Origin of the sequence: Pseudoalteromonas sp. 78C3 (assembly GCF_002836695.1) — a bacterium.
In the GTDB taxonomy this organism is placed as follows: Bacteria; Pseudomonadota; Gammaproteobacteria; order Enterobacterales; family Alteromonadaceae; genus Pseudoalteromonas; species Pseudoalteromonas arctica.
In genome coordinates this window covers 1-26,179 of sequence record NZ_PJAV01000173.1, presented here as the reverse complement: position 1 = coordinate 26,179, position 26,179 = coordinate 1, and the positions used below count along the sequence as shown (strand labels likewise).

At 40.7% G+C, this 26,179-nt stretch carries 26 protein-coding genes; 5 read left to right on the top strand and 21 right to left on the bottom strand.

The annotated features are described in order from the left end of the window. Window positions 1-139: 139 nt before the first annotated feature. From lpxA to rpsB, 13 genes are all read right to left on the bottom strand, one after another. A complete protein-coding gene (gene lpxA / locus CXF76_RS18875) occupies window positions 140-910 on the bottom strand; it encodes an acyl-ACP--UDP-N-acetylglucosamine O-acyltransferase (RefSeq protein WP_024590725.1) in 771 nt (256 codons plus the stop codon). Between the two features lie 2 nt (window positions 911-912). Then, window positions 913-1,365, bottom strand: coding sequence for a 3-hydroxyacyl-ACP dehydratase FabZ (gene fabZ / locus CXF76_RS18870; RefSeq protein WP_007580997.1), 453 nt, complete (start codon window positions 1,363-1,365; stop codon window positions 913-915). Between the two features lie 26 nt (window positions 1,366-1,391). Further along, entirely contained in the window at window positions 1,392-2,414 is a 1,023-nt protein-coding gene (gene lpxD, locus CXF76_RS18865) for a UDP-3-O-(3-hydroxymyristoyl)glucosamine N-acyltransferase (protein ID WP_007580995.1), read from the bottom strand. Window positions 2,415-2,421: 7 nt separating this feature from the next. Next, on the bottom strand, window positions 2,422-2,940 hold the full coding sequence (locus CXF76_RS18860; protein WP_007580993.1) for an OmpH family outer membrane protein: 519 nt from the start codon (window positions 2,938-2,940) through the stop codon (window positions 2,422-2,424). A gap of 11 nt (window positions 2,941-2,951) precedes the next feature. After that, entirely contained in the window at window positions 2,952-5,423 is a 2,472-nt protein-coding gene (gene bamA / locus CXF76_RS18855; protein WP_007580991.1) for an outer membrane protein assembly factor BamA, read from the bottom strand. A 96-nt stretch (window positions 5,424-5,519) separates the two neighbouring features. Further along, entirely contained in the window at window positions 5,520-6,872 is a 1,353-nt protein-coding gene (gene rseP / locus CXF76_RS18850; protein WP_010553745.1) for a sigma E protease regulator RseP, read from the bottom strand. A gap of 1 nt (window position 6,873) precedes the next feature. Next, a complete protein-coding gene (ispC, locus tag CXF76_RS18845; RefSeq protein ID WP_024590724.1) occupies window positions 6,874-8,079 on the bottom strand; it encodes a 1-deoxy-D-xylulose-5-phosphate reductoisomerase in 1,206 nt (401 codons plus the stop codon). Then, window positions 8,076-8,942 carry a phosphatidate cytidylyltransferase gene (locus CXF76_RS18840; RefSeq protein WP_007580986.1) on the bottom strand — a complete coding sequence of 289 codons (867 nt, stop codon included), beginning with the start codon at window positions 8,940-8,942 and terminating at the stop codon, window positions 8,076-8,078. Before CXF76_RS18840 ends, ispC begins: the two co-directional genes overlap by 4 nt. 19 nt (window positions 8,943-8,961) lie before the next feature. Further along, window positions 8,962-9,741, bottom strand: a complete 780-nt coding sequence (locus CXF76_RS18835) for an isoprenyl transferase (RefSeq protein WP_007580985.1) — start codon at window positions 9,739-9,741, stop codon at window positions 8,962-8,964. A 323-nt stretch (window positions 9,742-10,064) separates the two neighbouring features. After that, window positions 10,065-10,586: a ribosome recycling factor gene (frr, locus tag CXF76_RS18830; protein ID WP_206006177.1), complete on the bottom strand. Its 522-nt coding sequence runs from the start codon at window positions 10,584-10,586 to the stop codon at window positions 10,065-10,067. 49 nt (window positions 10,587-10,635) lie between these two features. After that, window positions 10,636-11,385, bottom strand: coding sequence for a UMP kinase (gene pyrH, locus CXF76_RS18825; protein ID WP_007580982.1), 750 nt, complete (start codon window positions 11,383-11,385; stop codon window positions 10,636-10,638). Window positions 11,386-11,542: 157 nt separating this feature from the next. Continuing rightward, window positions 11,543-12,394, bottom strand: coding sequence for a translation elongation factor Ts (gene tsf, locus CXF76_RS18820; protein ID WP_007580981.1), 852 nt, complete (start codon window positions 12,392-12,394; stop codon window positions 11,543-11,545). A 103-nt stretch (window positions 12,395-12,497) separates the two neighbouring features. After that, window positions 12,498-13,226, bottom strand: a complete 729-nt coding sequence (rpsB, locus tag CXF76_RS18815; protein ID WP_007580978.1) for a 30S ribosomal protein S2 — start codon at window positions 13,224-13,226, stop codon at window positions 12,498-12,500. 271 nt (window positions 13,227-13,497) lie between these two features. On the opposite strand from rpsB, the gene map reads away from it, so the two are divergent. The 5 genes from map (at window position 13,498) to CXF76_RS20835 (ending at window position 19,199) form a co-directional block, all read left to right on the top strand. Beyond that, the gene (map, locus tag CXF76_RS18810) at window positions 13,498-14,283 is read left to right on the top strand and encodes a type I methionyl aminopeptidase (protein ID WP_007580976.1); all 786 of its coding nucleotides are present in this window, start codon (window positions 13,498-13,500) and stop codon (window positions 14,281-14,283) included. A gap of 66 nt (window positions 14,284-14,349) precedes the next feature. Then, a complete protein-coding gene (gene glnD, locus CXF76_RS18805; protein WP_007580974.1) occupies window positions 14,350-16,968 on the top strand; it encodes a [protein-PII] uridylyltransferase in 2,619 nt (872 codons plus the stop codon). 9 nt (window positions 16,969-16,977) lie between these two features. After that, on the top strand, window positions 16,978-17,805 hold the full coding sequence (gene dapD, locus CXF76_RS18800) for a 2,3,4,5-tetrahydropyridine-2,6-dicarboxylate N-succinyltransferase (protein ID WP_101164356.1): 828 nt from the start codon (window positions 16,978-16,980) through the stop codon (window positions 17,803-17,805). A gap of 229 nt (window positions 17,806-18,034) precedes the next feature. Further along, entirely contained in the window at window positions 18,035-18,736 is a 702-nt protein-coding gene (locus CXF76_RS20840) for a hypothetical protein (RefSeq protein ID WP_232785137.1), read from the top strand. A 7-nt stretch (window positions 18,737-18,743) separates the two neighbouring features. After that, entirely contained in the window at window positions 18,744-19,199 is a 456-nt protein-coding gene (locus CXF76_RS20835) for a hypothetical protein (RefSeq protein ID WP_232785136.1), read from the top strand. A 114-nt stretch (window positions 19,200-19,313) separates the two neighbouring features. On the opposite strand, the gene CXF76_RS18790 is transcribed toward CXF76_RS20835, so the two are convergent. The 8 genes from CXF76_RS18790 to pspA all read right to left on the bottom strand — a co-directional run bounded on the left by CXF76_RS18790 (window position 19,314) and on the right by pspA (window position 26,177). Beyond that, a complete protein-coding gene (locus CXF76_RS18790) occupies window positions 19,314-19,658 on the bottom strand; it encodes a 4a-hydroxytetrahydrobiopterin dehydratase (protein WP_002958326.1) in 345 nt (114 codons plus the stop codon). A 37-nt stretch (window positions 19,659-19,695) separates the two neighbouring features. Beyond that, entirely contained in the window at window positions 19,696-20,493 is a 798-nt protein-coding gene (gene phhA, locus CXF76_RS18785) for a phenylalanine 4-monooxygenase (protein ID WP_002958327.1), read from the bottom strand. A gap of 237 nt (window positions 20,494-20,730) precedes the next feature. After that, on the bottom strand, window positions 20,731-21,912 hold the full coding sequence (gene megL, locus CXF76_RS18780; RefSeq protein WP_007580969.1) for a methionine gamma-lyase: 1,182 nt from the start codon (window positions 21,910-21,912) through the stop codon (window positions 20,731-20,733). A 415-nt stretch (window positions 21,913-22,327) separates the two neighbouring features. Then, a complete protein-coding gene (locus CXF76_RS18775) occupies window positions 22,328-23,353 on the bottom strand; it encodes a TIGR01620 family protein (protein ID WP_101164355.1) in 1,026 nt (341 codons plus the stop codon). Continuing rightward, window positions 23,350-24,768 (bottom strand): YcjX family protein, encoded by a 1,419-nt coding sequence (locus CXF76_RS18770; protein ID WP_101164379.1) that lies wholly within the window; start codon window positions 24,766-24,768, stop codon window positions 23,350-23,352. Before CXF76_RS18770 ends, CXF76_RS18775 begins: the two co-directional genes overlap by 4 nt. Window positions 24,769-24,831: 63 nt before the next feature. Next, window positions 24,832-25,221, bottom strand: coding sequence for an envelope stress response membrane protein PspC (pspC, locus tag CXF76_RS18765; protein ID WP_101164354.1), 390 nt, complete (start codon window positions 25,219-25,221; stop codon window positions 24,832-24,834). Further along, window positions 25,218-25,451, bottom strand: a complete 234-nt coding sequence (gene pspB / locus CXF76_RS18760) for an envelope stress response membrane protein PspB (protein WP_024590985.1) — start codon at window positions 25,449-25,451, stop codon at window positions 25,218-25,220. Before pspB ends, pspC begins: the two co-directional genes overlap by 4 nt. Before the next feature lie 72 nt (window positions 25,452-25,523). Continuing rightward, window positions 25,524-26,177: a phage shock protein PspA gene (pspA, locus tag CXF76_RS18755; RefSeq protein ID WP_232785135.1), complete on the bottom strand. Its 654-nt coding sequence runs from the start codon at window positions 26,175-26,177 to the stop codon at window positions 25,524-25,526. Window positions 26,178-26,179: the final 2 nt, after the last annotated feature.

Genomic DNA, 26,179 nt, shown 5'->3' with positions numbered 1-26,179 from the left:
CTTTTATTATATAAATTACCCGCATACTAACTCAATTACCCTGAGTATTAACTGAATTAGCTTAAAGCAGGGCAATAAAAAACCACCTTCGATTTATCATCTAGGGTGGTTTTTTTAATGCTTAAAGCAAACCCGCGAATTATCTTACGATGCCGCGCTCTGAGTTTTTAACAAAGTCGACCATCAATTTCACAGCAGGATACTTTGCGGCATCTTCACTAAGCGACTCAATAGCTTCTTCAGCACCTAAGCTTTTACGATAAAATGCTTTGTATGCACGGCGTACAGCCATAATTTCATCACTTTCGAAACCACGACGCTTCATGCCTTCTTTATTGATAGCTGCAGGGCCTGCTGGCATACCAATGGTAGTAACAAATGGTGGTACATCTTTGTTAACACCTGAATACATACCAATAAAGGCATGTGCGCCAATTTTACAAAACTGATGAACACCCGAATTACCACCAAGGATAACCCAGTCACCAACATGTACATGGCCGGCCACACTTGCGTTGTTAGCAAAAATTACGTTATCGCCAATTACCGCGTCATGTGCAACGTGTGTATAAGCCATAAACAAATTATTACTACCAATTTTAGTAACGCCTTCGTCTTGAATCGTACCACGGTGAATAGTGGCACATTCACGGATAACGTTGTTATCACCCATGATTAATGTGGTTGGCTCGTTGTTGTATTTTTTGTCTTGGCAGGCTTCGCCTACAGACGCGAACTGAAAAATATGATTGCCAGAGCCAATAGTTGACGGCCCTTTAACAACAACGTGAGACTCAATAATACAGTTATCACCGATAACAACATCATTGCCAATATAACTATACGGACCAACTGAGACATTGTTGCCTAGTTTAGCGCCAGGTTCGATTATTGCTGTAGAATGGATCACTATTAAAACTCTCTTCTCGCACACATAATTTCGGCACTACACACTATTTTGCCGTCGACTCTAGCTTCTGCAGCAAACTTCCAAATGTTGCGACGTTCTTTTAAAAACTCAACATGAAGATGCATTGTATCACCAGGAATTACAGGTTGTTTAAAACGTGCGTTATCAACAGCAGCAAACAAATACAATTCGTTTTCGCTACGGTTTTCTACTGTTTTAAAACCTAATAAACCCGTTGCTTGCGCCATTGATTCTAATATTAGCACACCAGGAAAAATTGGCTGATTTGGAAAGTGCCCAGTAAAAATTGGTTCATTTATAGAAACATTTTTAATAGCATGTAAAGACTTGCCAGGTGTAAAATCAATAACACGATCAATTAATAGCATCGGGTAACGGTGCGGTAATAAACTTAAAATTTCTTGAATATCAAGGCTATTTAATTCGTTTGCCAAAATAGCATCCTTATTAGTGTTCAACGTTATGACTTAGCCAATGCTTCAAGCGCTTTAAGACGAGATTTCATGTCTGAAAGGTTACGCAAGTGAGCTATTGATTTACGCCATTCTTTGTTTGTTGTATGGGGCATACCAGATGAGTAAATACCTGGTTCGGTGATTGATTTTGTCACCATACTCATGCCGGTAATTATAACACCATCACATACAGACATGTGACCATTAATTGCAACCATGCCACCAATTTGACAGTTCTTGCCAATGGTAACGCTTCCTGCAAGTACAGTGCAGCCCGCTATTGCGGTGCCTGAATTAACTTCAACGTTGTGCGCTATTTGACACTGATTATCGATAATAACATTGCTATGAATGATGGTATTGTCCAGTGCACCACGATCAATTGTCGTACTTGCACCAATTTCAACTTTGTTGCCTATGATCACTGAACCAAGCTGAGGTATCTTAACCCACTGCCCGCGCTCATTTGCATAGCCAAACCCATCACTACCTACAACACTATTTGCTTGAAACAAACAATCTGAACCAATTTCAACATCGTGATAAATAGTCACACTAGGCCAAAGCTTAGTGCCAGAACCTATTTTAACACGTTCCCCGATAAAACTGTTCGGACCAATTTGCGCGTTGTCACCTATCACTGCATGAGCTTCAATGACTGCGTTAGCACCAATAGCGGCGCTATCACTAACAATCGCTGTTGAATGAACAGTTGCACTTGGATGAATACCCGTCGAGGCTGAGCGTGGTGTTGTATCCATAAATTGCGCTAATTTTGCGTAACTTACATACGGATTAGCAACAATAATTTTGCTGCCACTAAAGTACTCTGCATCAGCTTGGCTTACTATTACAGCACTAGCTTGAGTAGTTTCAAGTTGCGATCGATATTTTGAGTTCGCTAAAAATGCAATATGCCCAGAATGGGCATTTGCAAGTGTCGCTATTTTTTTTATTTCTAAAGCGCCATCACCCTGAAGTTCGGCGCCTAGAAGTTCCGCAATTTGCGAAAGCGTATAATTTTGCATAGAGTGATTATTTCTTACTAACAGCGGCTACAACTTTAGATGAAAGATCAGTCACTTCTTTAGGGTTAAAGTAAATAGTAGTGTCTTTTACTTTAACTTCGTCGAAGTCGCCGTCTTTAGCAATCTCTTCAATTGTTTTGATGATTACACCTTGAACTTTAGCAAGCTCTTGGTTTTGACGCGCTTTAATTTCTTGCTCTAAAGGGCGACCTTGTTCAGCAAGATTTTTTTGCATGCCTTGAATTTTTTCACGCAGAGTATCTTTTTGAGCTTGGCTCATCGTTGTACTTTCACGTTTAAATTTTTCAGCTTCAAAACGAATATCGCCTTGTAACTTTTCAAGCTCTTGACGACGTTCAGCAAACTCAGTTTGTAAAGACTGTTCAATTTTAGCCATTTGAGGAATTTGCTTGTAGATTTCCTGCATATCAACAATACCTACTTTGTGTGCAAATGCATTCACAGAAGTACCCATCATTAACGTTGCTAAAACTGCTACAGCTGTTGATTTAAATAATTTTTTCACAAAAAACTCCTTTAGAAAGTGTTACTAATGTTAAAGCTGATGGTTTTCGTATCGTCATCTTCTTCTTTTTGCAATGGATACGCAAAACTGATCAGCATTGGACCCATTGGAGAGATCCATTGTAATGAAAGACCGGTTGAAACCCTAAAACGCATTGGGTCTGAATAGTCATCTAATTTAGCACGTTCATCAACGCCTAAGTTTTGATAGCGGTCTACGTTAAACTCAGTATCCCATACGTTTGCAGCATCAACAAAGAAGCTAGTACGTACAGAGCTGGTATTTTCTTCATCTAAGAATGGTGTAGGAACAATTAGCTCCATACCTGCCACTGCTTTAGCATTACCACCAATACGACCTTGAGGCACTAGAATATCAAATTCTGATGCACCACCAATGCTACCGGTTGTAGTACCGTCTGCACCTGGCGTACCCGGAATAGACTGCGGTATACGCGACACAGCACGTGGTAATATTGTATTACGGTCAAAGCCACGTAGTTCCATTTCCGTTATACGGAAGTACTCTTGGAATGGAAGTGTTTGCTCATACCCGTTTGTAGAACCATAACCGTTACCATAACCAAGTGCTGCACGCGTCGAGAATACCCAACGGTGGTCATTTGATATAGGCCAGTAAAAACGCGAATCGTAATTCAGTTTAAAGTACTGAAGATCTGAGTTAGGCGTTGTTGCTGTTAAGTTTAGAGTTTGACGCGAACCCGCTGTTGGGAATAAACCACGGTTAACGGTGATACGCGACCAGCCAACACTCAGCTCATACTTAGTAAAGTCAAAGCCTGCATCTGGGTTATCTGGATCTAAGAATGTTTCACGAAGTACACGCGTTTGCTCGTACTCTGCAATATCCGAAAGCTCTTCTTTAATCCAACGGGCGCCAAAGTTAACACGATTTACAGCATCAATTGGAAAACCAATATTTGTGCCTAAACCATAACTTTTCGATTTATATTCAACAAGACTGAATTTACTTGCATCGTAGTTTCTGTAAAAGATGCTACTGCCTTGCGATACACCATCTGGCGTAAAGTATGGGTCTGTGTACGATAAGCTTAAGCTTTCAGAACCTGTAGACGTATTAAGGTTTAAACCAATTTGGTTACCTGTGCCTAAAAAGTTAGATTCGGTTACACCAATATTAAACTGCAGACCTAAGTAAGAACCATAAGCGAGACCAGCATTAAAGCTACCTGCAGATTGCTCTTTTACAGTAAAGTCTACATCTACTTGGTCATCCACACCGGGTACAGGCACTACGTTAAAATCAACAGTTTCCATGTAAGGTAGGCGTTGAATTTGCAGTTTTGAACGCTCAAGGTTTTGATTAGATAACCATGCGCCTTCAAGTTGTGTCATTTCACGACGAAGTACTTCATCTGCCGTATTTTGGTTACCACCAACAATAATACGACGAACGTATACACGCTTACCTGGATTAACCGATAGTGTTAATTGTACTTCTTGCTTTTCGTCGTCAATTTCTGGAATTGTACGCACTTCAGCATTAGCGTAACCAAAACGTGCTAAGTAGCTTTTAATAAACTCTTCAGATGAAGTAACTACAGAACCGTTGTAAAGCTCACCCGCTCTAAGTGGGATAACACTTTTAATTAAGTCTTCACGGCCAAGCAAGTCACCAATAAAGTCAAAACCTTTAACTTTATATTTTACGCCTTCAGTTAAGTTAGCTGTAACGTAAACCGATTCACGTTCAGGGCTCACTGAAACTTGCGTTGAGTCGATATTAAAACGCAGGTAACCACGGTCTAAATAATAACTACGAATTTTTTCTAAATCGCCTTCAATGGTTTGCTTTTGGTAACGGTCGCTACCCATAAACTGCCACCAAGGTAAATCTTGCTGCGATTCAGCAAGTTTAAGAAGCTCTTCATTAGAAAAAAGTTCATTACCCACTAAGTTAATTTGGCGGATAGAAGCAGCATCACCTTCATCAAACTCTAACTTAAGTTTAACGCGGTTACGTGGCAGCTTAGTAATACTGATATCTACTTTAGCGTTGTATTTACCAATGCTGTGGAAAAACTCAACTAAGCCTTTTTCGATACTATCGATAACGGTTTTATCAAGTGGTTCACCTTGGCGAATATCTTGCTGATCAAGAGACTCATTAAGCTGCTCGTCTTTAATGTCTTTATTGCCTTCAAACTCAATAAAGCTGATGGTAGGACGTTCCGTTACTTTAAAAATAACGTTGTTGCCATCACGAAGTGCTTTTATGTTATCAAAGTGCCCAGAACGATAAAGTGACTTTATTGTTTTTGAAATCGTATAGTCATCAACATTATCGCCTACGTTAATAGGAATATGTGTTAGCGCTGCACCAAGTGCTACGCGCTGCAAACCTTCAACTTTCAGGTCTTCAACAATAAAGGAGTTTTGGCCTAGGGCTGCAAAACTTGCACCCAATAAACTTGTTATTGCCAAATGTTTTTTTATAGCCATTTTATTATCTTTATCCTTTACAACTGTATTACCGCATAACACCTTACTAGTGGTGCTTTACAATCGTGTTCTAATTAGTAATTTGCCACGCTGTAACTACAAACGCGATACATCATTGAACAAAGCGAAACATGTTAGAAAAATGAGCAACAAGGCACCCACTTTAAAACCAAACTCTTGTGTCTTTTCAGAGACCGGCTTTTTACGAAAAAGTTCAATTATGTAATACATTAAGTGTCCGCCATCAAGCACTGGTAAGGGTAATAAATTAAATACACCCAAGTTAACGCTTATTAAGGCTAAAAAGCTTAAAAAGGCCACTAACCCATAGCTTACGCTAGTTCCAGCGCCTACTGCAATGCCCACAGGACCACTTAAATTTTTAACCGAAACCTGGCCTGTAATTAAATTACCAATCATGTCAAAACTGAGTGTAATTAAGCGCCACGTTTCTTTTGTGCCTCGCACAATACTATCGAGCGGGCCGTAATGCCTTGTCTCTACATAGCCATCAGGCCATTGCTGTACAACAGGAGCAACACCTAAAAAGCCTTGCTCAATACCGTTATTATCAATGCGCCCTTTAGGGGTAACTGTAATGGCTTGTATAGTATCTTGTCTTTTTACACTAAATTGTAAAGATTTGTTAGCTGATTGCGTAATAAGATTAACTAATTGCTGCCAATTGCTTATTGTTTCACCGTTTACAGCCAAAATTGTGTCGTTAACTTGTAAATTAGCGTGTTCTGCGGCTGAGTCTTTAGTTACGGCGGCAATTGTTAAAGTTGCTTGAGGTCTAAATGGCACAATACCTAACGAACTTAATGGTGGTACGTCTCGCTGGTCAAGCTTCCACCCCTCTAAATTAAGCGTTTTAACGCGTGGTTGAAGGTTTTTATCACGAACAATAACTTCAACGCTTTCTTCGCCTAAGTTAGACATAAGCGCAAACGTGGCATCTTGCCATGTCGTTATGTCATCATCACCAATTTTTATAATATGTTGAGAAGGCATAATGCCCGCCTGCTCTGCGCGACTGCCTTCGGTTATGCTGCCAACAACTGGCTTAACCGATTGCACACCTACCATGTACATCACCGCAAGAGCAAAAATGGCAAACAAAAAGTTAGCCATTGGTCCCGCAGCAACAATAGCAATACGCGCTTGTACAGATTTAGAGTTAAACGACAAGTGTCGTTGATTTGCTGGTACGTCATCAACTCGCTCATCAAGCATTTTTACATATCCGCCTAATGGAATAGCGGCAATCACGTATTCGGTATTATATTTGTCATGCCATTTTAACAGTGGCTTACCAAAACCAATTGAAAAACGCAGCACTTTGACGCCCATTTTTCGTGCAACCCAAAAATGGCCATATTCATGTATGGCCACTAAAATACCAAGCGCTAAAATAAATGAGCCAAGATTCCAAAAAAAATCAAACATATTAATGCGCCACTTTTGTTATAAATTCTGAAGCGCTAATACGCGCTAATTTATCACACTCTAAAATTTCATCTAGGCTTTGCACATTGGTGTAAGTTGCAGCTTCTAGCGTCTGTGCATTTATTTTGTATATATCGGTAAAACCAATTTTACCGTTTAAGAAGGCGCCCACAGCTATTTCATTTGCTGCGTTAACCGTTGTTGTCGCGCCCTGCCCTGCACTACACGCATCAATTGCTAATTGTAAATTTGGATAACGAGAAAAATCAGGTTTAGTAAACGAAAAATCACAAATATCAGAGAAGTTTAACGGTTTAACACCCGCATTAATTCGCTCAGGATACGCAAGTGCATGGGCAATTGGCGTGCGCATGTCGGGGTTACCCATTTGCGCTAAAATAGAACCATCGTGGTACTGCACCATTGAATGAATAATACTTTGCGGATGAATAACTACATCAATATCACTCGCATCACAATTGAATAACCACTTAGCTTCAATAAACTCTAAGCCTTTGTTCATCATAGTTGCGGAATCTACTGATATTTTTTGACCCATCGACCAGTTAGGGTGTGCAACGGCTTCACTTACGGTTACATCTTTTAACGTATTTATATCACGCGTTAAAAATGGGCCACCAGAGCCGGTAAGCAAAATTTTACTTACGCCATGTTGCTGTAGTTTTTGATCGCCTTTGGCATTTTGTAACGAAGAAGGTAGGCATTGAAAAATTGCATTATGTTCGCTATCTATTGGCAGCAAAGTGGCTTTATGTTGTTTAACTTTATCAATAAACAACTGACCTGACATAACTAAAGATTCTTTATTAGCTAGTAGTACTTTTTTACCCGCTTCAACAGCACTTAATGTAGGTAGTAAACCAGCTGCACCTACAATTGCCGACATTACAATGTCAACATCAGGATGAGCACATAAGTCACTCATTGCTTGCTCACCGTGCATAACAAGAGTTTGGCACTGAGTATTAGCTAAATACGCAGATAATTGCTCTGCGGCCTGCTGGTTAGCCATAATCGCATAAAGCGGTTCATGTTCAATACACAACTCCGCCATTTTCTTTGCATTTTGTCCTGCAGCCAAAACAAAAACATCAAATAACTCTTTATTGCGCGACACAACATCAAGTGTACTTAAACCAATTGAGCCCGTTGCGCCTAAAATAACCAGCAATTGCTTTTGGCTCATAAACTAAGAGTCCACGCATAGCACATAACAAACATTGGAGCAGCAGCCGTTAAGCTGTCAATTCTATCTAAAATACCGCCGTGTCCTGGTAAACATCGACCGCTATCTTTTAAACCAGCTTCACGTTTAAACATGCTTTCCAGTAAATCACCTACCGCAGAAAACAAAGCAATAAATGCTGTCATTATCGCGTACACAGGCCATACAACTAAATCAACATCGGTAAAGTGACAAAATGCTAATACAAAAATAATAGAAGCGACTACACCGCCTGCTAACCCTTCAATTGTTTTATTAGGGCTTACTTTAGGCATTAACTTATGTTTACCAAAACTTTTACCCGTAAAGTAAGCACCCACATCTGCGCTCCATACAATACCGAGTACCACTAAAATTAGCACCGAACCAAAATGAGTTGATTCAGCATATTGCGCGCTACGTAGTGTATTTAGTGCAAGCCATAACGGCACAAGCGTTAATAATCCTGCAATGCCGCGCATAACTAGGCCTTCATTCCACGCTTTAGCCATTTCTGGGTAGCGCCAAATTAAATAGCTAGCAACAATCCACCAAGCAAACGAAAGCGTAAATACGTAATTTGCATCACCGACTAGCTTGCCATTTTCCCATAATGATTCAATAGGCCAATGTAAATTAAGCAAGGCCAGTAAAGCGCCAATAAACACAACAAAGGCAGCACGTTTAAGCTTGTCGCAAAGGCCCATAAATGCAGACCATTCCCATGCGCCTAATAATACAATTGCACCAGCAAAGTAACTAAATAACGTAAGCGGTGTATAAAAAACCAAAGCCAATGCTAATGGAGCTAGCACTAGAGAGGTTAAAATTCGTTGTTTTAACAAAATGTGACCCTTATTCTATTTAGGTTTGAGCGAGTAATTGTTTTATTTGTTCGCCCGTACAACCAAAACGTCGCTCTCTGGCAACGTAACACGCAATGGCCTCAGCAAATGCTGCTTCATTAAAATCTGGCCAAAGTGTCTCGGTAAAGTAAAGTTCTGCATAAGCAACTTGCCATAGTAAAAAATTACTAATACGAACATCGCCACCAGTGCGAATAAGTAAATCAGGTTCAGCCTGATCTGCCATGCTCATATGCTGTGCTAAGCGCTCTTCTGTAATATCTTCTGCGTTTAGTGTGCCCTGCGCAACTTGCAAAGCAAGTTGTTTTGCCGCATTGGCAACATCCCAACGACCACCGTAATTAGCTGCAACATTTAAACGCAACCCGGTGTTATTTTCAGTCAGCTTATGCGCAGCGTCTACCTTGCTACGTAATCCTTCAGAAAATCGTGATAAGTCTCCAATAATGGTCAGTTTTACATTGTTTTTATGAAGCTTTTTAACTTCCTTTGTTAAAACAAATAAGAAAAGCTCCATTAAAGTGTTTACTTCGTCTTCAGGGCGGCGCCAGTTTTCACTACTAAAAGCAAATAAGGTTAACGATTGTATCCCTAATTTAGTACAAAACTGAACAGATTGACGAACTGCGTCTACGCCTTTTTTATGCCCATACACACGAGGTCTATTTCTAGCTTGCGCCCAACGTCCGTTCCCATCCATGATGATAGCAACATGTTTGGGTAAACATTGCTGTGAAATTGTGTCAGCATCTAGAACCATAAATATCGAGTATTCCATAAAAAAACGCCGCCTAGTATACCCTAGACGGCGTTTCAAAACTAATAATTTTAATAGGTCCTGTCGACCTTTCAGGATTGTAATTTGTTCAATCTATGGCAACTTAATCGCGGCGTGAGATTTGTAACCTAGTGGACTAAGTAAAAATCGAGCAACAAAGAGTTAATCGCCCCTAGGCAGAACCCTTTGGGCAGCGCGTGTTTGAATTTTATGCATCGTTATCGCCTAATTATGGGGAATAACCACACTACATAGGCTCTGCCTTGCCTAAAAACCAAACACACTGCTGTAAATTCAACCTCGAAAGATAAACAGGACCTTACTTAGATTTCCATCAATTCTGTTTCTTTGGCAGCTAATAAAGTATCCATTTCTTTAATAAACTTATCAGTAAGCTTTTGAATCGCATCATCTGATTGACGCGCTTCATCTTCAGATATGTCTTTATCTTTTAATAAACCCTTTACATCGCCATTAGCATCACGACGAATGTTACGAATAGCAACACGACCGCCTTCAACTTCAGCGCGTACAATTTTGATTAGGTCTTTACGACGCTCTTCTGTAAGTGGAGGAAGTGGTACGCGAATAACAGTACCTGCCGACATAGGGTTTAAACCTAAGTCAGATGCCATAATTGCTTTTTCAACAGCTTGCGCTAAAGACTTATCAAATACACCAATAGCAAGTGTACGAGAATCTTCAATTGTTACGTTAGCAACTTGGTTTAAAGGCGTTGGAGCACCGTAGTACGACACCATAATGCCATCTAGGATTGCAGGATGTGCACGGCCAGTACGAATTTTAGATAATTGGCTACCTAGTGCAGTTACACTTTTTTGCATGCGCGCTTGCGCGTCTTTTTGAATATCGTTAATCACGGTTTAATCCTAATTATTTGATTATTTCATCTGAGGCTTGTGAAGAAATAAGTGTACCTTCTTCTTCACCCATAATTACGCGTTTTAGCGCGCCTGATTTATTCATGTTAAATACGCTCAATGGCATATTGTGATCGCGGGCTAGAGTAAATGCCGCTAAATCCATAACTTTTAATTCTTTTTCAATGATTTCATTGTAGCTTAAGTGGGTATAAAGCGTCGCATCTGGGTTTTTAACAGGGTCATCACTGTATACGCCATCAACCTTAGTCGCTTTAATTACTGTATCCGCTTCAATTTCGATACCGCGTAAACATGCTGCAGAATCGGTAGTAAAAAATGGGTTACCAGTACCCGCTGCAAAAATAACTACGCGGCCAGTTTTCAATAAACTAATTGCTTCAGCCCAGTTATAAGCGTCACATACACCATTAAGCGGAATAGCCGACATAAGACGACAATTTACAAATGCACGGTGTAGCGCATCACGCATTGCAAGGCCGTTCATAACCGTTGCAAGCATACCCATGTGATCGCCTACTACGCGATTCATACCTGCTTCTGCAAGTGATCCACCGCGTAAAAAGTTACCTCCACCAATAACTAAACCCACTTCTACGTCGAGCTCTACTAGCTCTTTAATTTCTTGTGCCATACGGTCTAAAACTTTAGGATCGATGCCGAAGCCTTCGTCTCCCATTAAAGCTTCACCACTTAATTTGAGAAGAACACGTCTAAAAATAGGTTTGCGATTGATAGTCATAGTATTGGGGCCAACTTTTATTGAATTATGGATAAAAAATAACCGCGCTTATGTTAAACATAAAAGCGCGGTTATTTTAAAGAATTTCTAGCTGCGAAGCAAAACCAAATAGTACTTTAATTGCATCTAATTTCATTATCCTTCACAAATAGTAATCTTACTTAGCTTTAGCAGCAGCAATTTGAGCAGCAACTTCAGCAGCAAAATCTTCTTCTTTCTTCTCGATACCTTCACCAACTTCTACACGTACGAAGCTAGTAACTGTTGCGTTTTTCTCTTTAAGAATATCGCCAACAGTTTTCTTAGGCTCCATGATGAAAGCTTGACCAGTAAGAGAAACCTCACCAGTGAATTTTTTCATGCGGCCAACAACCATCTTCTCAGCGATTTCAGCAGGCTTGCCTTCATTCATCGCGATTTCGATTTGTACTTGCTTTTCTTTAGCAACAACGTCAGCTGGTACATCTGAAGGTGTTAAGTATTCAGGGCTAGATGCAGCAACGTGCATTGCAACGTGCTTAAGTGTTTCTTCATCAGCAACACCCGCAACAACAACACCGATACGATCGCCATGACGGTACTCAACTAGGTTTTCACCAGTTACGTACTGTAAACGACGTACATTGATGTTTTCGCCAATTTTAGTCACTAGCTCAACACGGTCTTCTTCAAACTTAGCTTGTAAGTCTTCGATAGAGATAGTGTCAGCAATTGCAGCGTCAGCAACTTTGTTAGCAAATGCTAAGAAGCTTACGTCTTTTGCAACGAAATCTGTTTGACAGTTAACTTCTACTAGTACTGCAACACCCGCGTTTTGCTTGATGATGATAGTACCTTCAGCAGCAATGTTACCTGCTTTTTTAGCAGCTTTAGCAGCGCCACTTTTACGCATGTTTTCAATCGCTAACTCGATGTCGCCATCAGTCTCAGTTAACGCTTTTTTACAATCCATCATGCCAGCGCCTGTGCGCTCGCGTAATTCTTTAACTAGGGCAGTAGTTACAGCCATTAGTAAATCCTCAAATCTGAAATCAGGTTAGATAAGCGGGTTACCCGCTCGACAAGAATAGCAAGTCTTCACCTTAAAAAGATGAAGACTTGATGACAGCTAATTACTCAGCTTCAACGAAATCGTCTTTCTCAGCTTGAGCAACGATGTTATTCTCGCGACCTTCAGTAATAGCAGCTGCAACAGCGCTAGTGTAAAGGCTTACAGCACGGATAGCATCATCGTTACCAGGTACGATGTAATCAACACCGTCTGGGTTAGAGTTAGTATCTACGATTGCAACAACTGGAATACCTAGGTTGTTTGCTTCACGGATAGCAATGTGCTCGTGGTCAGCATCGATAACGAAAAGCGCGTCTGGAAGACCGCCCATGTTTTTGATACCACCAAGGCTCTTTTCAAGCTTTTCCATTTCGCGGTTAAGCGTTAACGTTTCTTTCTTAGTTAATTTCTCGAAAGTTCCGTCTTGGCTTTGTGCTTCAAGGTCTTTAAGACGCTTGATTGATTGACGTACAGTTTTCCAGTTAGTCAACATACCACCTAACCAACGGTGATTTACGAAGAACTGGTCGCTTTCTAAAGCAGCTGATTTAACTGCGTCGCTTGCTGCGCGCTTAGTACCAACGAAAAGAACTTTACCTTTGTTTGCTGCAGCACTTGATAAAAACTTAAGTGCGTCGTTGAACATTGGTACAGTTTGCTCAAGGTTGATGATATGTACACGGTTACGTGTGCCGAAGATGAAAGGCTTCATCTTAGGGTTCCAGTAACGTGCTTGGTGACCAAAGTGAACACCAGCTTGAAGCATATCGCGCATTGAAACGTTTGCCATTTTATAGATCCTCTATAGTTGTTTAGGGTTAGGCCTCCACATATCCCATAGCACCAACACCGAAGTAATTAAACTTCAAATGCACCCAAGTGTATGTGACGATACGTGTGTGTGTTAAAATAAAATTGTGTTTGCCTTAAATACAAAAAATCATTTAAGAATTTATTTGTAAAAAGACGGCGCGCTTTATACCATATTAAAATTAAATACTCAACGTCGCGTGCAAAATTTGTTCGACGATAAATGTTAAAAACTCAACTTTGGAGCCTCAATGAGCGCTATTATCAAGACCCCTGAAGAAATAGAGAAAATGCGCGTAGCTGGGCGCTTAGCGGCCGATGTACTTGAAATGATCGGCCCTCATGTAGTGCCAGGTGTTACCACCGATGAGCTAAATACACTTTGTCATGATTATATTGTTAATGTGCAACAAGCAATCCCTGCTCCGTTAAATTATCATGGCTTTCCAAAATCAGTTTGTACGTCAGTTAATCATGTTATTTGTCACGGAATTCCAAATGACAAAGCATTAAAAGAAGGCGACAGTGTAAATATCGACGTAACTGTCATTAAAGATGGTTACCATGGCGACACATCTAAAATGTTCCACGTTGGTACACCAAACATTCAAGCTAAGCGTCTTGCAGAAGTAACACAAGAAAGCTTATACCTTGCTATCAAAATGGTAAAACCAGGTGTGCGCTTGGGTGATATTGGCTCAGCAATTCAAAAATATGCAGAGAGCTTTAACTACTCAATTGTACGTGAATATTGCGGCCACGGTATCGGCGCAGGATTTCATGAAGAACCACAAATAATGCATTACGGTAAAGCCGGTACTGGCGAAGCCCTAAAAGCAGGTATGTGTTTAACTATTGAACCTATGGTTAATGCGGGTAAACGCCAATGTAAGCTTCTTAAAGATGATTGGACAGTAGTAACACGCGACCGTAGTTTGTCTGCACAGTGGGAACATACTTTATTAGTGACTGAAAATGGTGTTGAAATTTTAACGCTACGATCAGATGATACTATCGAGCGGATCATAGAACACTAATAAAACCGAAACACTTGATAAGAAAATTCTTATCCGTGTGAAAGGTTCAACAAGGAGCCAGCCCACGTGGCATTACCCAACAAAGTAAAAAAGTTGCTTAGCGATGCAGAGCAACTTAGTGATTATCGCGATTGTTCTAGCTATTTTTATAAATGGTTACATAACGAATTTTCTAAACAACCGGTTGGGAATTTAATTAATGCCCGGGCTGAGTTTATTGACCGCCTACTCATTAAGCTTTTTCATGTTTACGACTTAGCGCGCGAACCTGATTTAGCATTAATAGCGGTAGGCGGATACGGACGTGGTGAGCTACATCCCTACTCCGACATCGACTTTTTATTGCTTGTAACTAAACCGCCAAGCGAAGAAATATGCGAAAAAATAGGCCAGTTTGTCACCATGCTATGGGATCTCAACTTAGAGATTGGTCACAGCGTGCGTACGATAGAACAAGCCATTGAGCAAAAACGTGAAGACGTTACTTTTGCCACCAGCTTGCTCGAAAGCCGTCTTATTTTTGGTAACCACATTGAGTTTGAAAAACTCAAAATGCATATTCTTGAAACGCCAGTATGGCGCTCAGGTGAATTTTTTACTGCCAAAGTTCAAGAACAAAACTTACGCCACAGAAAGTGCCACGGCACCGCGTATAATCTTGAGCCAAACATTAAAGAAAACCCCGGTGGTCTGCGCGACTTACAAACCATTATTTGGGTGGCAAAAAAGCATTTTAGAACCGAAACCCTGCAAGAGTTAATAAGCCACGGATACTTAACTCACGAAGAGTTTCAAGAGCTTTCTGAGTGCCTAGAAAACCTATGGAACATTCGCTTTGCACTGCATTTAGCTGCAGGTCGAGCTGAAAACCGCTTATTGTTTGATCATCAACCGCAAGCCGCCGAAATTTTAGGTTTTGGTAGCGACGGTAAAGCCTCTGTTGAGCGTATGATGAAACGCTTATTTAGAATAATGAGCCGCGTACGCGAACTTAACCAAATGCTACTTTCATACTTTGAACAAAGTATAATGCCCGAAAGTAGTGCTGTGGCAGCAATTGAACTCGACAGAAACTTTGAGCAAGTAGGTCATCAAATACGCGTAAAAGATCCGTCGGTATTTTTTAGACGCGACCAACTCTTTGTATTGTTTGAGCACATAGCCGATAACCCAGCAATAACGCATATTTACCCAAGTACTATTCGTACTATTCGCCAAGTGCGCCGTCGTTTATTGGGCGATTTGCAAGATTACGCAGCCTGTCGCGAAGCCTTTTTACGCTTAGTTAAACACCCTAACGGCATGGGCCGCGCATTTACGCTCATGCACAAGCACGGCATGCTTGCCGCCTACTTACCGCAGTGGCGTAATATATTTGGGCAAATGCAGTTTGATTTGTTTCACGCCTACACCGTAGATGAGCACACTCACAAATTAATCAAAAACATTTACGAATATTTTGATAAAACAGGTATTAGCGAGTTTCCTATTTGCAGTGAAATAGTCACTCGAATGGACAAACCAGAGCTACTTTATTTAGCCGGTATATTTCACGACATTGCCAAAGGGCGAGGTGGCGACCACTCAGAGCTTGGCGCTGTTGACGCAATAGCATTTGCTAAATTACATGGTTTTTCATCGGTGGATGCAAAACTCGTTGCATGGCTTGTAAGTAATCATTTACTTATGTCGGTTACCGCACAGCGTAAAGACATTAACGACCCTGCTGTAATAAAAGACTTCGCTACACGCGTTAAAACAGAGCGCCAACTCGACTACTTATATTGTTTAACCGTTGCCGACATACGTGCAACCAACGACAACTTATGGAACGATTGGAAAAACACCCTACTGCGTGAGCTCTACTTACACACGCAGCGCGCTTTGCGTCTAGGGCTCGAAAACCCAATGGATCAACGCGACCAAATTCGCGATAAAAAGCACCAAGCGAAACAACGCTTAATAAATCTGGGTTATCAAGAGGAAAAAATTGATTTAATTTGGAGCCGCTTTAAAGCCAACTACTTTACCGCCTTTAGCGAACAACAAATATCATGGCAAAGTGAGCACTTATTAAGTAGCACAGACTTAAGTCAGCCAAGTGTTGTTGTATCTAACAAAGCTATGCATGGTGGCACACAAGTATTTGTATACAGCCCCTACTCTGGCCCACTGTTTGCCCGATTAGTCAGTGTTATTGGCTCTAAAAAAGCGCAAATACAACACGCGCAAGTACTGACCACAAAAGACGGTTACGTCTTGTTTAGCTTTGTAATACTTGAAGTAAGTGGCGACCCTATTGCAAGTGGTCGAGCGCAATCAATTAAACGCGGGCTTGAGCAAGCTCTGAGCGATCCGCGTAAAAAGATTCGCTTTAAAAAGAGCCGCTCTCAACGCTTTAAAGATTTTAATATTAAACCTAAAATTGTGTTGCGCCCACATGCACGCAAAGACCGTAGCTTAATAGAAATTCAAGCCGTCGATATACAAGGTTTACTAACCAAAATAGCCGAAGTTTTCCAAGCGCATTTACTACACATTCACGCTGCCCGCATTACAACGGTAGGTGAACGTGCCGAGGATTTCTTTGTCGTATCTAATAACGAATACCAAGCGCTGACTGATGAAGAGCAAGCAAAAATTCATCAGGCATTACGTAAAAAATTCAACGCCGAAACAGAATAGAGGACACACATGTCAGATTTAAAAACGATGATCGAAAACGCATGGGACAACCGCGATAGCATTAGCCCAAGCACAGTATCAAGCGACGTAAAACAAGCCATTATCGACGCACTTGATTTACTTGATAGCGGCGCAGCACGCGTTGCTGAAAAAATATCAGGTGAATGGGTTGTACACCAGTGGCTTAAAAAAGCAGTTTTACTGTCGTTTCGTATTCGCGACAACCAACCAATGAACGACGGCGTAAACCAGTTTTACGACAAAGTACCACTTAAATTTAGCGACTACACGCCAGAGCAATTTCAGCAAGGCGGTATGCGCGTAGTGCCAAACGCAGTAGCGCGTAAAGGCAGCTTTGTAGGTAAAAACGTCATACTTATGCCATCGTACGTAAACATTGGCGCATATGTTGACGACGGCACCATGGTTGATACATGGGCGACTGTAGGCTCATGTGCACAAATTGGTAAGAACGTACATTTATCAGGTGGCGTAGGCATAGGCGGCGTTTTAGAGCCTCTACAAGCTAACCCAACTATCATTGAAGACAACTGCTTTATTGGCGCACGTTCTGAAATTGTTGAAGGCGTAATTGTTGAAGAAGGCGCGGTAATTTCAATGGGCGTTTACATAAGCCAAAGCACCCGTATTTATGACCGCGAAACTGGCGAAATTCACTACGGCCGCGTACCAGCAGGCGCAGTAGTTGTACCAGGCGCACTACCGTCAAAAGATGGCACCCACAGCCTATACGCTGCAATCATCGTGAAAAAAGTAGATAAACAAACACGTGAAAAAGTAGGCATAAACGCCCTACTACGCTCAATTGATGAGTAATAGTAAATTGGGTTGAGTGAAACGAAACCCAACGATACGTTGAAGTGAAGTGTTTTAGCTGAACTTTAATTGTATATAGAAAGCTCTAAGCCCTTTGGGTTTAGAGCTTTTTTGCTATTAATAATAAGCTGATAAGCAATAAATATAATTCACAGTTCCTAATTCGTTAAACTTTTACATAACCAGATTATTACGTTAAATTATTAAAAACTTAAATAGATAAAATAATATGCATAATCAAGAACAAGGTAGTTTTTTTGATCTTTTTAAAGATAGGCCTCTCATTTTTACTTTTGTCTGGGCATTCTGCTTATTAAATTGGAAGAGTATTTGGTGGTTTTTAGCTGAACCTTTAAAATTCAGCATAAAACTAAACACATATGAAGAACTAGGCTTTGGCTTCTACATTTGCTCCCCTATCGTATTAACAATTTTAGCTACTATTTTCTATCCTCTTGCAGTACATATACCTAATTTTTTCAAAGAGTATTGGCAAAAAAAGTATGACTCTTTCAAAGCAAATCGGGAGCCTGCTAAATTTATTCCCATTGAGAAATACGAAAAATTAGATAAACAATTTCAGGATGAGAGCCAGAAAGCCACAAGTGCTATAAAGGAAACTCTAGAGTACCGAGAAGACTCATCTAAAAAGCAAAGTCAAATTGATAAACTGAAAATTACAGAAAAACAGCAACTTGATGAAATCAACAAGCTAACAGAGCAAAACCAGAAAATTAAAGACGACTTATTACATAGCAACCAACAGTTCGAGGAGATGTCGGAGAAATTTTCCAGCTCAGCTGAAGAACACCTAACACTCACCAAAACACTTCAACAATATAAAGAGCAAGCTGAAAAAATAGAAGATAAATACCAAACCTTATTAGATAGGAATTATAAATTAAAACAAAAACATCTCTCTAAGGCATGAAGTGTCAATGCGAACACACAAAGAAAATACAAAATTTGAACTTGATATTAATAGAAAAAATGAGATTTCAAGTAAATTCCCTAATGAAAAACCCAAATATTTTGTCGAAAATTTTAACCAAATAATGGGCACTCCTTTTATTGGTATTACTATAGACGATTGTCTTTACCTGGCAGGGAAAGTAATTTACATACCGCAAACGTATAAAGAAAAGGGTATTTTCTTTAGCATAATAAAAGAAGAAGGTAATGAAAAATTAAAGTATGGAATAAGGTACCCAAGTTCTGTAAGGATTATAGAGGTTCCAGAAGATGGTATGTTAATTGATTATCAAAATCTCGATGACAATAATAACGAATTTTTAGAATTAGTGACATTCTGGACTGAAAATCCAAATTCAGCTACAGATGTATATAAAATCGAATACAGTAATGAGATTAATAAATACCTTATAAAACTATAAGTAAAATTAACAATGAGCTCGTCACTGATAGCTGACAACTAAACACTTCCATTAAACGAATAAAAAAGCACTTATAAAATAAGTGCTTTTGTTGGTTTGCTCAATTAGTGTGGTTTACAGCGCGTTAAATACGTCGTCTGTTTTAGCTGCGCAAATAAAGTCGTTTTTGTGTAGGCCTTTAATTGAATGGCTCCACCATGTAACCGTTACTTTGCCCCACTCGGTTAATAAACCAGGGTGATGGCCTTCGTCTTCTGCCATGTCGCCTACTTTGTTAGTAAATGCGATAGCCTGTTTGAAGTTTTTAAATTTATAAACACGCTCTAGCTGCATAATGCCGTCGCGTACTTCTGGTACCCAGTCTGGGATTTTAGTAATTAATTGTGCTAACTCTTCGTCAGATACTTTTGGCGCATCTACATGACAGGCTTCGCATTTTTGTGCACTTAATGAAGACATTCTAAATCCTTACTTTTAGCTTTTTTAGCATTAATGTTTAACTGGCTAATTTTTCTTTGGGTGGAAATTTTGGGTCGTGCAAACCAAGCTCTTTAGCTCGCTCAACCAAAGTCATAATATCCATTTGCGATATATCAAACAGATCATGAATCGAATTTATGGTGTAGTACTGTGGTTGCATAATATCAATACGGTACGGAGTACGCAGTACATCAAGCACATTCATTGGGCTGATTTCTGGCGTATTAGAGTATACGTACTGAGTTTCACCTGGGCTTGATAAAATACCACCGCCGTAAATACGCAGGCCATCTTCGGTTTGCATTAAACCAAATTCAACCGTAAACCAGTATATACGCGCAAGGTATACACGGTCTTTTTTCTGCGCTGCGTAACCTAATTGCCCGTACTTATGCGTAAACTCGGCAAAGTCAGGGTTAGTTAGCATGGCGCAATGGCCAAATATTTCATGAAAAATATCTGGCTCTTGTAGGTAGTCAAATTCTTCGCGGCTACGAATAAATGTAGCTACCGGAAACTGCTTGTTTGCCAGTAATCTAAAAAACTCATCAAAGTCGATAAGCGCAGGTACTGGTGCAACTTGCCAACCGGTAGTGGCTAGTAACACTTCGTTTAGTTCGCTTAACTGCGGGATACGATCGTGCGGCAGGTTAATCTTTTTTAACCCTTGCATATACTCGTTGCAGGCTTTGCCTTCAATGCATGCAAGTTGGCGCGCTACAAGCTCAGACCAAATTTTATTTTCTTCATCACTCCAGTGTATAACACCATTTTCGTCTGGTGTTTTGGATGTGTATTTACTTGCTTTAGCCATAAGTACCTTCTTGGGTGTGAGCCCTAAATCGGTGTCAGTGTGATACTCAAACCTATTGAATATCGAATGACCCCATACTATGCAAAAGTGAAGAAAAGTTTAATAGACAGGCTAATATCAGTATTTGGCGTGATCACCTCAATCGTAAAGTTAAAATTACACCTGTGGCACACTAAAAATACAGACCTTTAAATAAAGGCCTGTAGCTTGTTTTTATGTGTATACAATTAATTACACCTAACCAATTTTAGTAAAAGCTTGGTTTAAATCACTAATAATGTCGTTAACATCTTCAAGCCCAACCGAGAGTCTGATCAGCCCATCACTTATTCCAGCGGCGGCTCGCTCCTCTGGCGTATAAGGCGAGTGAGTCATAGATGCAGGATGCTGAATCAGTGTTTCAGCGTCGCCAAGGCTTACTGCAAGTGTACAAAGTTTCATACTATCAATAAATTGTGCGCCATCTTGTAGCGTGCCTTTTATTTCAAACGCAATAACACCACCAGCGGCTTTCATTTGATTACCAATAAACTTATAACCTGGGTGCGATTTAAGCCCCGGGTAATATACGGTGCTTACTTGTGGGTGCGCTTCTAGATATTCGGCTATTGTTTGTGCGCTTTGACAATGGCGCTCTATTCTAATAGCGAGTGTTTTTAGGCCTCGATTAATTAGCCATGCATCGTGCGGGCTTATAGTTGCACCAATGTCTTTTAGTACGGTCATTTTAATGTGTGTTATGTGCTCAAGCGATCCACATACAATACCGGCGACTACGTCTCCGTGGCCGTTTAAGTACTTGGTCGCACTGTGCATTATAATGTCGATACCGTATTTTTTAGGCGATTGCAGTAGCGGCGTTAAAAAGGTGTTGTCGACCACACTAATTAAGTTGTGCTCTTTAGCAACTGCGCCAATGAGTGCCAAATCAATCACCGCCATAGTGGGGTTGATTGGCGTTTCTACAAATATCATTTTTGAATTAGGTTTGATGGCAGCGCGTAGTTCGTCCTCGTTGGTCATATCAACAAAAGTGACTTCGATTCCCCAGCGCGGCAACATATGCGAGAAAAACGCAAAGGTACAACCATACAAAGCACTTGAAGCAACAAGGTGATCTCCTTGAGATAAAAAGCTCAGTACTGAGGCAGATACAGCCCCCATACCCGTTGCGGTTGCAGCTGCTGCTTCACAACTCTCGAGTTGAGCAACTTTTTGTTCAAGTTCTGTGGTTGTAGGGTTTCCTAAACGCGTATAAATATAGCCAGGTTCGTCGCCTGCAAAACGCGCAGCACCTTGTGCGGCATTTTCAAAATGAAAGGTAGAGGTTTGATACAAAGGAGAAGTGAGTGCGCCGTGCGGGTCGTTTGCTTTTTGTGGTCCGTGAATACACTGGGTGTTTATATGATGCTTGCTCATTGTAGGCTCATTTTTTGATTATTATGTTTTTGCGATTCAACAATCAAAACGTATGCGCTTACAAACAGCAAGCATGCCGGATGCTCAGATGGCTATTTGTGTAAAAACCGTGCAGCGCACGTTTGTACACAAATATTGCCACTGCTAATCTAGGGTCTGTTGATCTTTGCGGATTAAAATTTGTTCAAACTAGGGGCTATTTAATCGCGGCGCGAGGTTTGTAACCTAGTGGGCTAAGTAAAAGCCGAGCAACAAAGAGTAAATAGCCCCTAGGAAGAACCCTTTGGGCAGCGCCTGTTTGGCATTAATGCTACGTTATCACCCATTTATGGGGAATAACCACACTACATAGGCTCTGCCTTGCCTAAATACCAAACAGACTGCTGCAAATTTAACCTTGAAAGTTCAACAGACCCTAGTGTGTTGGTTCCGCCTTTTTACGGCTCATAATTTTACCTGCGATGCTTTGCACAGTGCCTTTTAGTAAGCTGCGTTTGTTTTCAAGCCGTGGTAATGGGCGACTAAGCTCCATTGCTTTGTAACCAATACGCGCTGTAAAAATACCGGCGCTGACACCTTGCGCTGCCCGCCCCGAAAGCTTACCTAAAAGCTCAGCACTTAGTGCAGTTGCAGCAAGGTCAGATACAAGCTCAGCACTGCCTACAAACATTACTTGTTTTATCAGCATACGGTATAACTTTATACGGCTCGCGTAGCCAAAACCAATGCCGTAAATTTTACCAATTTGTTCTATTAACTTAGTACCGCGCCAAAGCACAGCCATCATATCCACCAGCGCAAGTGGGCTTAGGGCAACTAGCAGTGCGGATTCAGTCGCAAAACGATTTATAAGCTTTTTAGCTTTGGTGTCTTGGGTTATTAATAAACTATTGGCGTACAGCGTCATTATTTCTTTGTCGCTGTGATGCGTAGCTACTTGGTTTTTAAAGGTTTCAAAGTTATCAAGCTCTTGGTGTTTATTAAGCTTTTCGAGCCAAGGTAATGCACCGCCTACTTGCTCGCTGTTTAAAAGCCTGTCGGCTTCAACTCGGTGCAATTGATTACGCTTTAAACTGCGCAGCATTCTGTACTCTCGCCACAATAAGCGCCCTATTAGCAGCACACCACTTACAACCGCTGTTAAATAAACACTGCCTAAAATAATTGACTGCTCGAAAGCAAATACTAACGAGTACGCAAACTCTAAAAGCACCAGCACTATAAAACTAATAGCAAAAACACCTTTGAGCGTTTGCCACTTTGACTTTTTGTACACAGGTTCTAGATCTATTTCTGGCTCTAGTGCTTCATCTTCAAGTTCTTCGTAATCACTTTGTCCGTGCTGAATAATTTTTGCAGGTACTAAAACGGGTTCGTTTTGCTCAATGCTTTGCGTATCTATGCGACGCCCTGCTTGAAATGGTTGGTTTGACTCACTCATGTTAATTTGTCTCCTAGCAGGTACTGCATGACATGATCTAATCGAATATGTTTTAGTTGTTTATCGGGGCTCGGCATTGGAGAGAACGATAAAAACTCAAATCCCTGTGCTGGCCACTCATTTTTATTAAGCATTCGCGTGGGGGGTTGCGGCGGTAAATACGTAAGCCAATCAGGCTCGTTTAGCGGTTTACCGTAAATGCAGTCAAGTGTTTGACCTTTGTCGGTAATTTGGCGCGGCTGCGTTGCTGTAATTGACGACATAGCCATGGTTTCTATTTTTACACCATCAAACTTTAAATGATTACTTTGCTCATGCACGAGCGAATCAAGTAGCAGTGCTAAATCTTTATGGTGCTTAGAACTTATATGATCTGACTTATTAGCTGCAAATAATATTTTGTCTATGTTGGGCTTAAATAAACGTTTAAAAAAGCCCGACTTGCCATAGTTAAAGTGTGCGAGTAATTGGTTTATTACACTGCTTTGCTCTTGGAGTGTTTCGTGCCCTTCGTTTAGCGCACTAAGTACATCTACAAGTACGATTTGGCGATCAAAGTGTCTAAAATGCTCATTATAAAATGGTTTTACAACTTCTTTTATATAAGCGTTAAAGCGCTTAATTAAATGCGCTAAATTAGAACCCGCAACAACATCGTCACTATTTACTTTACCCGATACCGGAAAAAACAATAACAATGGCGCGCCTTGTAAGTCGCCAGGCATAAGCATGCGCCCAGGTTGCAACATGGCAAGTTTGGTGTCTTTTTTAAGCCCGACTAACATGCTTTGATAAAGCTGAGCAATATGAGCAAGTGCGTTTTCATCAACGGGAGCGTTTAAGTCAAGTTGCTTAACGGCCATTAAAAAATCACTTGATGTCTTTACGCGCGAAGGCTGAGTTAATAACGGGTATTGCTGCTCGCACCATTGAGCATAGCTTTGCTCAAGCATAGGTAAATCAAGGAGCCATTCACCCGGGTAGTCAATAATATCTAAATAAAGCGTTGATTGCGGCGAAAAGTGGCCGCGCAACCCTGCGTTACTTTGATACTTTATTGCCAAGCGCAGCGTATTAATCCGCTCGGTTGATGCAGGCCATGTAGGCATCCCATCGCTGGGTAATAATGAATTTAGCGCGCGCGTATAATTAAACGTAGGAACTTTTAACGCCTCTTGCGGCACAACTTTAGTGGCCACATGGCGGTGCTCGCGCATTACATCAAAAAAAGGTAAGTTTTTATCGTCCGCTTGGGTTGTTAAGTGTTTAACAAGCGCGGTAATAAAGGCTGTTTTACCACTACCACTTAGGCCAGTTACGGCAAGTTTTACGTGTTGGTCTAAACTGCGATGAAGGGCTTTTTGTGCTTTGCCTTTAATACTTTTAAAGGTCTTTTTTGCAAATGATTGGCTCATAAAGTGTCTTGCACCTAATTTGCCGTAATTTATCACGCTGCAAATAAGGTGCTATTAAATCCTTTAAAGTTTGTTAATTTCACGGCTCACCGTAAACTCGCTTGAAGTTACATGGCGCTCCATATCTTGAAGGCGAGTATCTACACGCGTTAAACGCTCTTTTAAATCTTGCAATGCGCGGCGCGGTGGCTCGCCTTTTTGCCATACTTTAAATTTTACTTCTAGCGGATCGTCATGTTTAGTTTGCACTGTTGCGGGCTCTTTTTTATCTAAAATGAACCAGGCTGCAATATACGCTACCACAAATAATGGGCCACCCGTTAGCAGTACCGCACTAACAAATATAATGCGAACTAACCATAACTCCATATTAAAGTAGTCACTTAATCCCGCACATACTCCGGCTATTTTACCGCGTTGTGGGTCTCTTAATAATTCGCGTTTGGCACTCATACTTTGCGTCTCCATTGTGGTGACTCTTGATCAAGCAATGCTTCAAGTGTTTCTAAGCGGTCGGCCATTTTTTCTGCCTTTTGCGCAAGCTCAAGTAATTGACGATGTTCGTGTTCACTTAAACCTTGGCTTACTTGCTTTTTGCTACGGTAGTGCAAAATTAGCCACAGTGGAGCAACAAAAATCATAAACAAGATAAATGGTGCAACTAATATCTCTGGATCAAACATAATCCTCTCCTGACAATCCGTTTTGATGTTTTTAAGCTGGGGCACATGGGCCCCATATATTTTTATATGTAATTATTTATCAGCTAGCTTCTTTTTAAGTTCGGCTAGCTCATCATCTATCTTTTCATTTTTTTGTAGATTAGCAATTTCGTCTGCTAACGTCTTTTTACCTAAATCGTAAGACTCAATTTGAGATTCTAGTCCATCAATTTTAGTTTCGTAACGTTCAAAGCGATTAAGTGCGTCTTCTACTTTTGAGCTATCAAGTGTCTTTTTCACTTCAAGGCGCGACTCAGCCGAACGTTGGCGAAGTATAATTGCCTTTTGACGAGATTTCGCATCTGCTAGCTTTTCTTGTAGTGTCGTTACTTCTTGCTGTAATTTCTCGATATGAGACTCTACATGTTCAAGTTCACTCGCTACTGAAGCAACGGCATCTGCCGACTTTTGCTTTTCAAGTAGGGCTGAGCGCGCTAAATCGTCGCGGTCTTTACTTAAAGCCAGTTCGGCTTTATCTTGCCAATCGCTTACCTGTGCTTTAAGCGTATCTAAGCGGCGTACAATTTCTTTTTTCTCAGCCAATGTTTTAGCTGATGTAGAACGTACTTCAACAAGCGTGTCTTCCATTTCTTGAATAATCAGACGAACCATTTTTTCTGGGTCTTCTGCTTTATCTAAAATGGCGTTGATATTAGAATTAACAATATCTGCAAAACGTGAAAAAATTC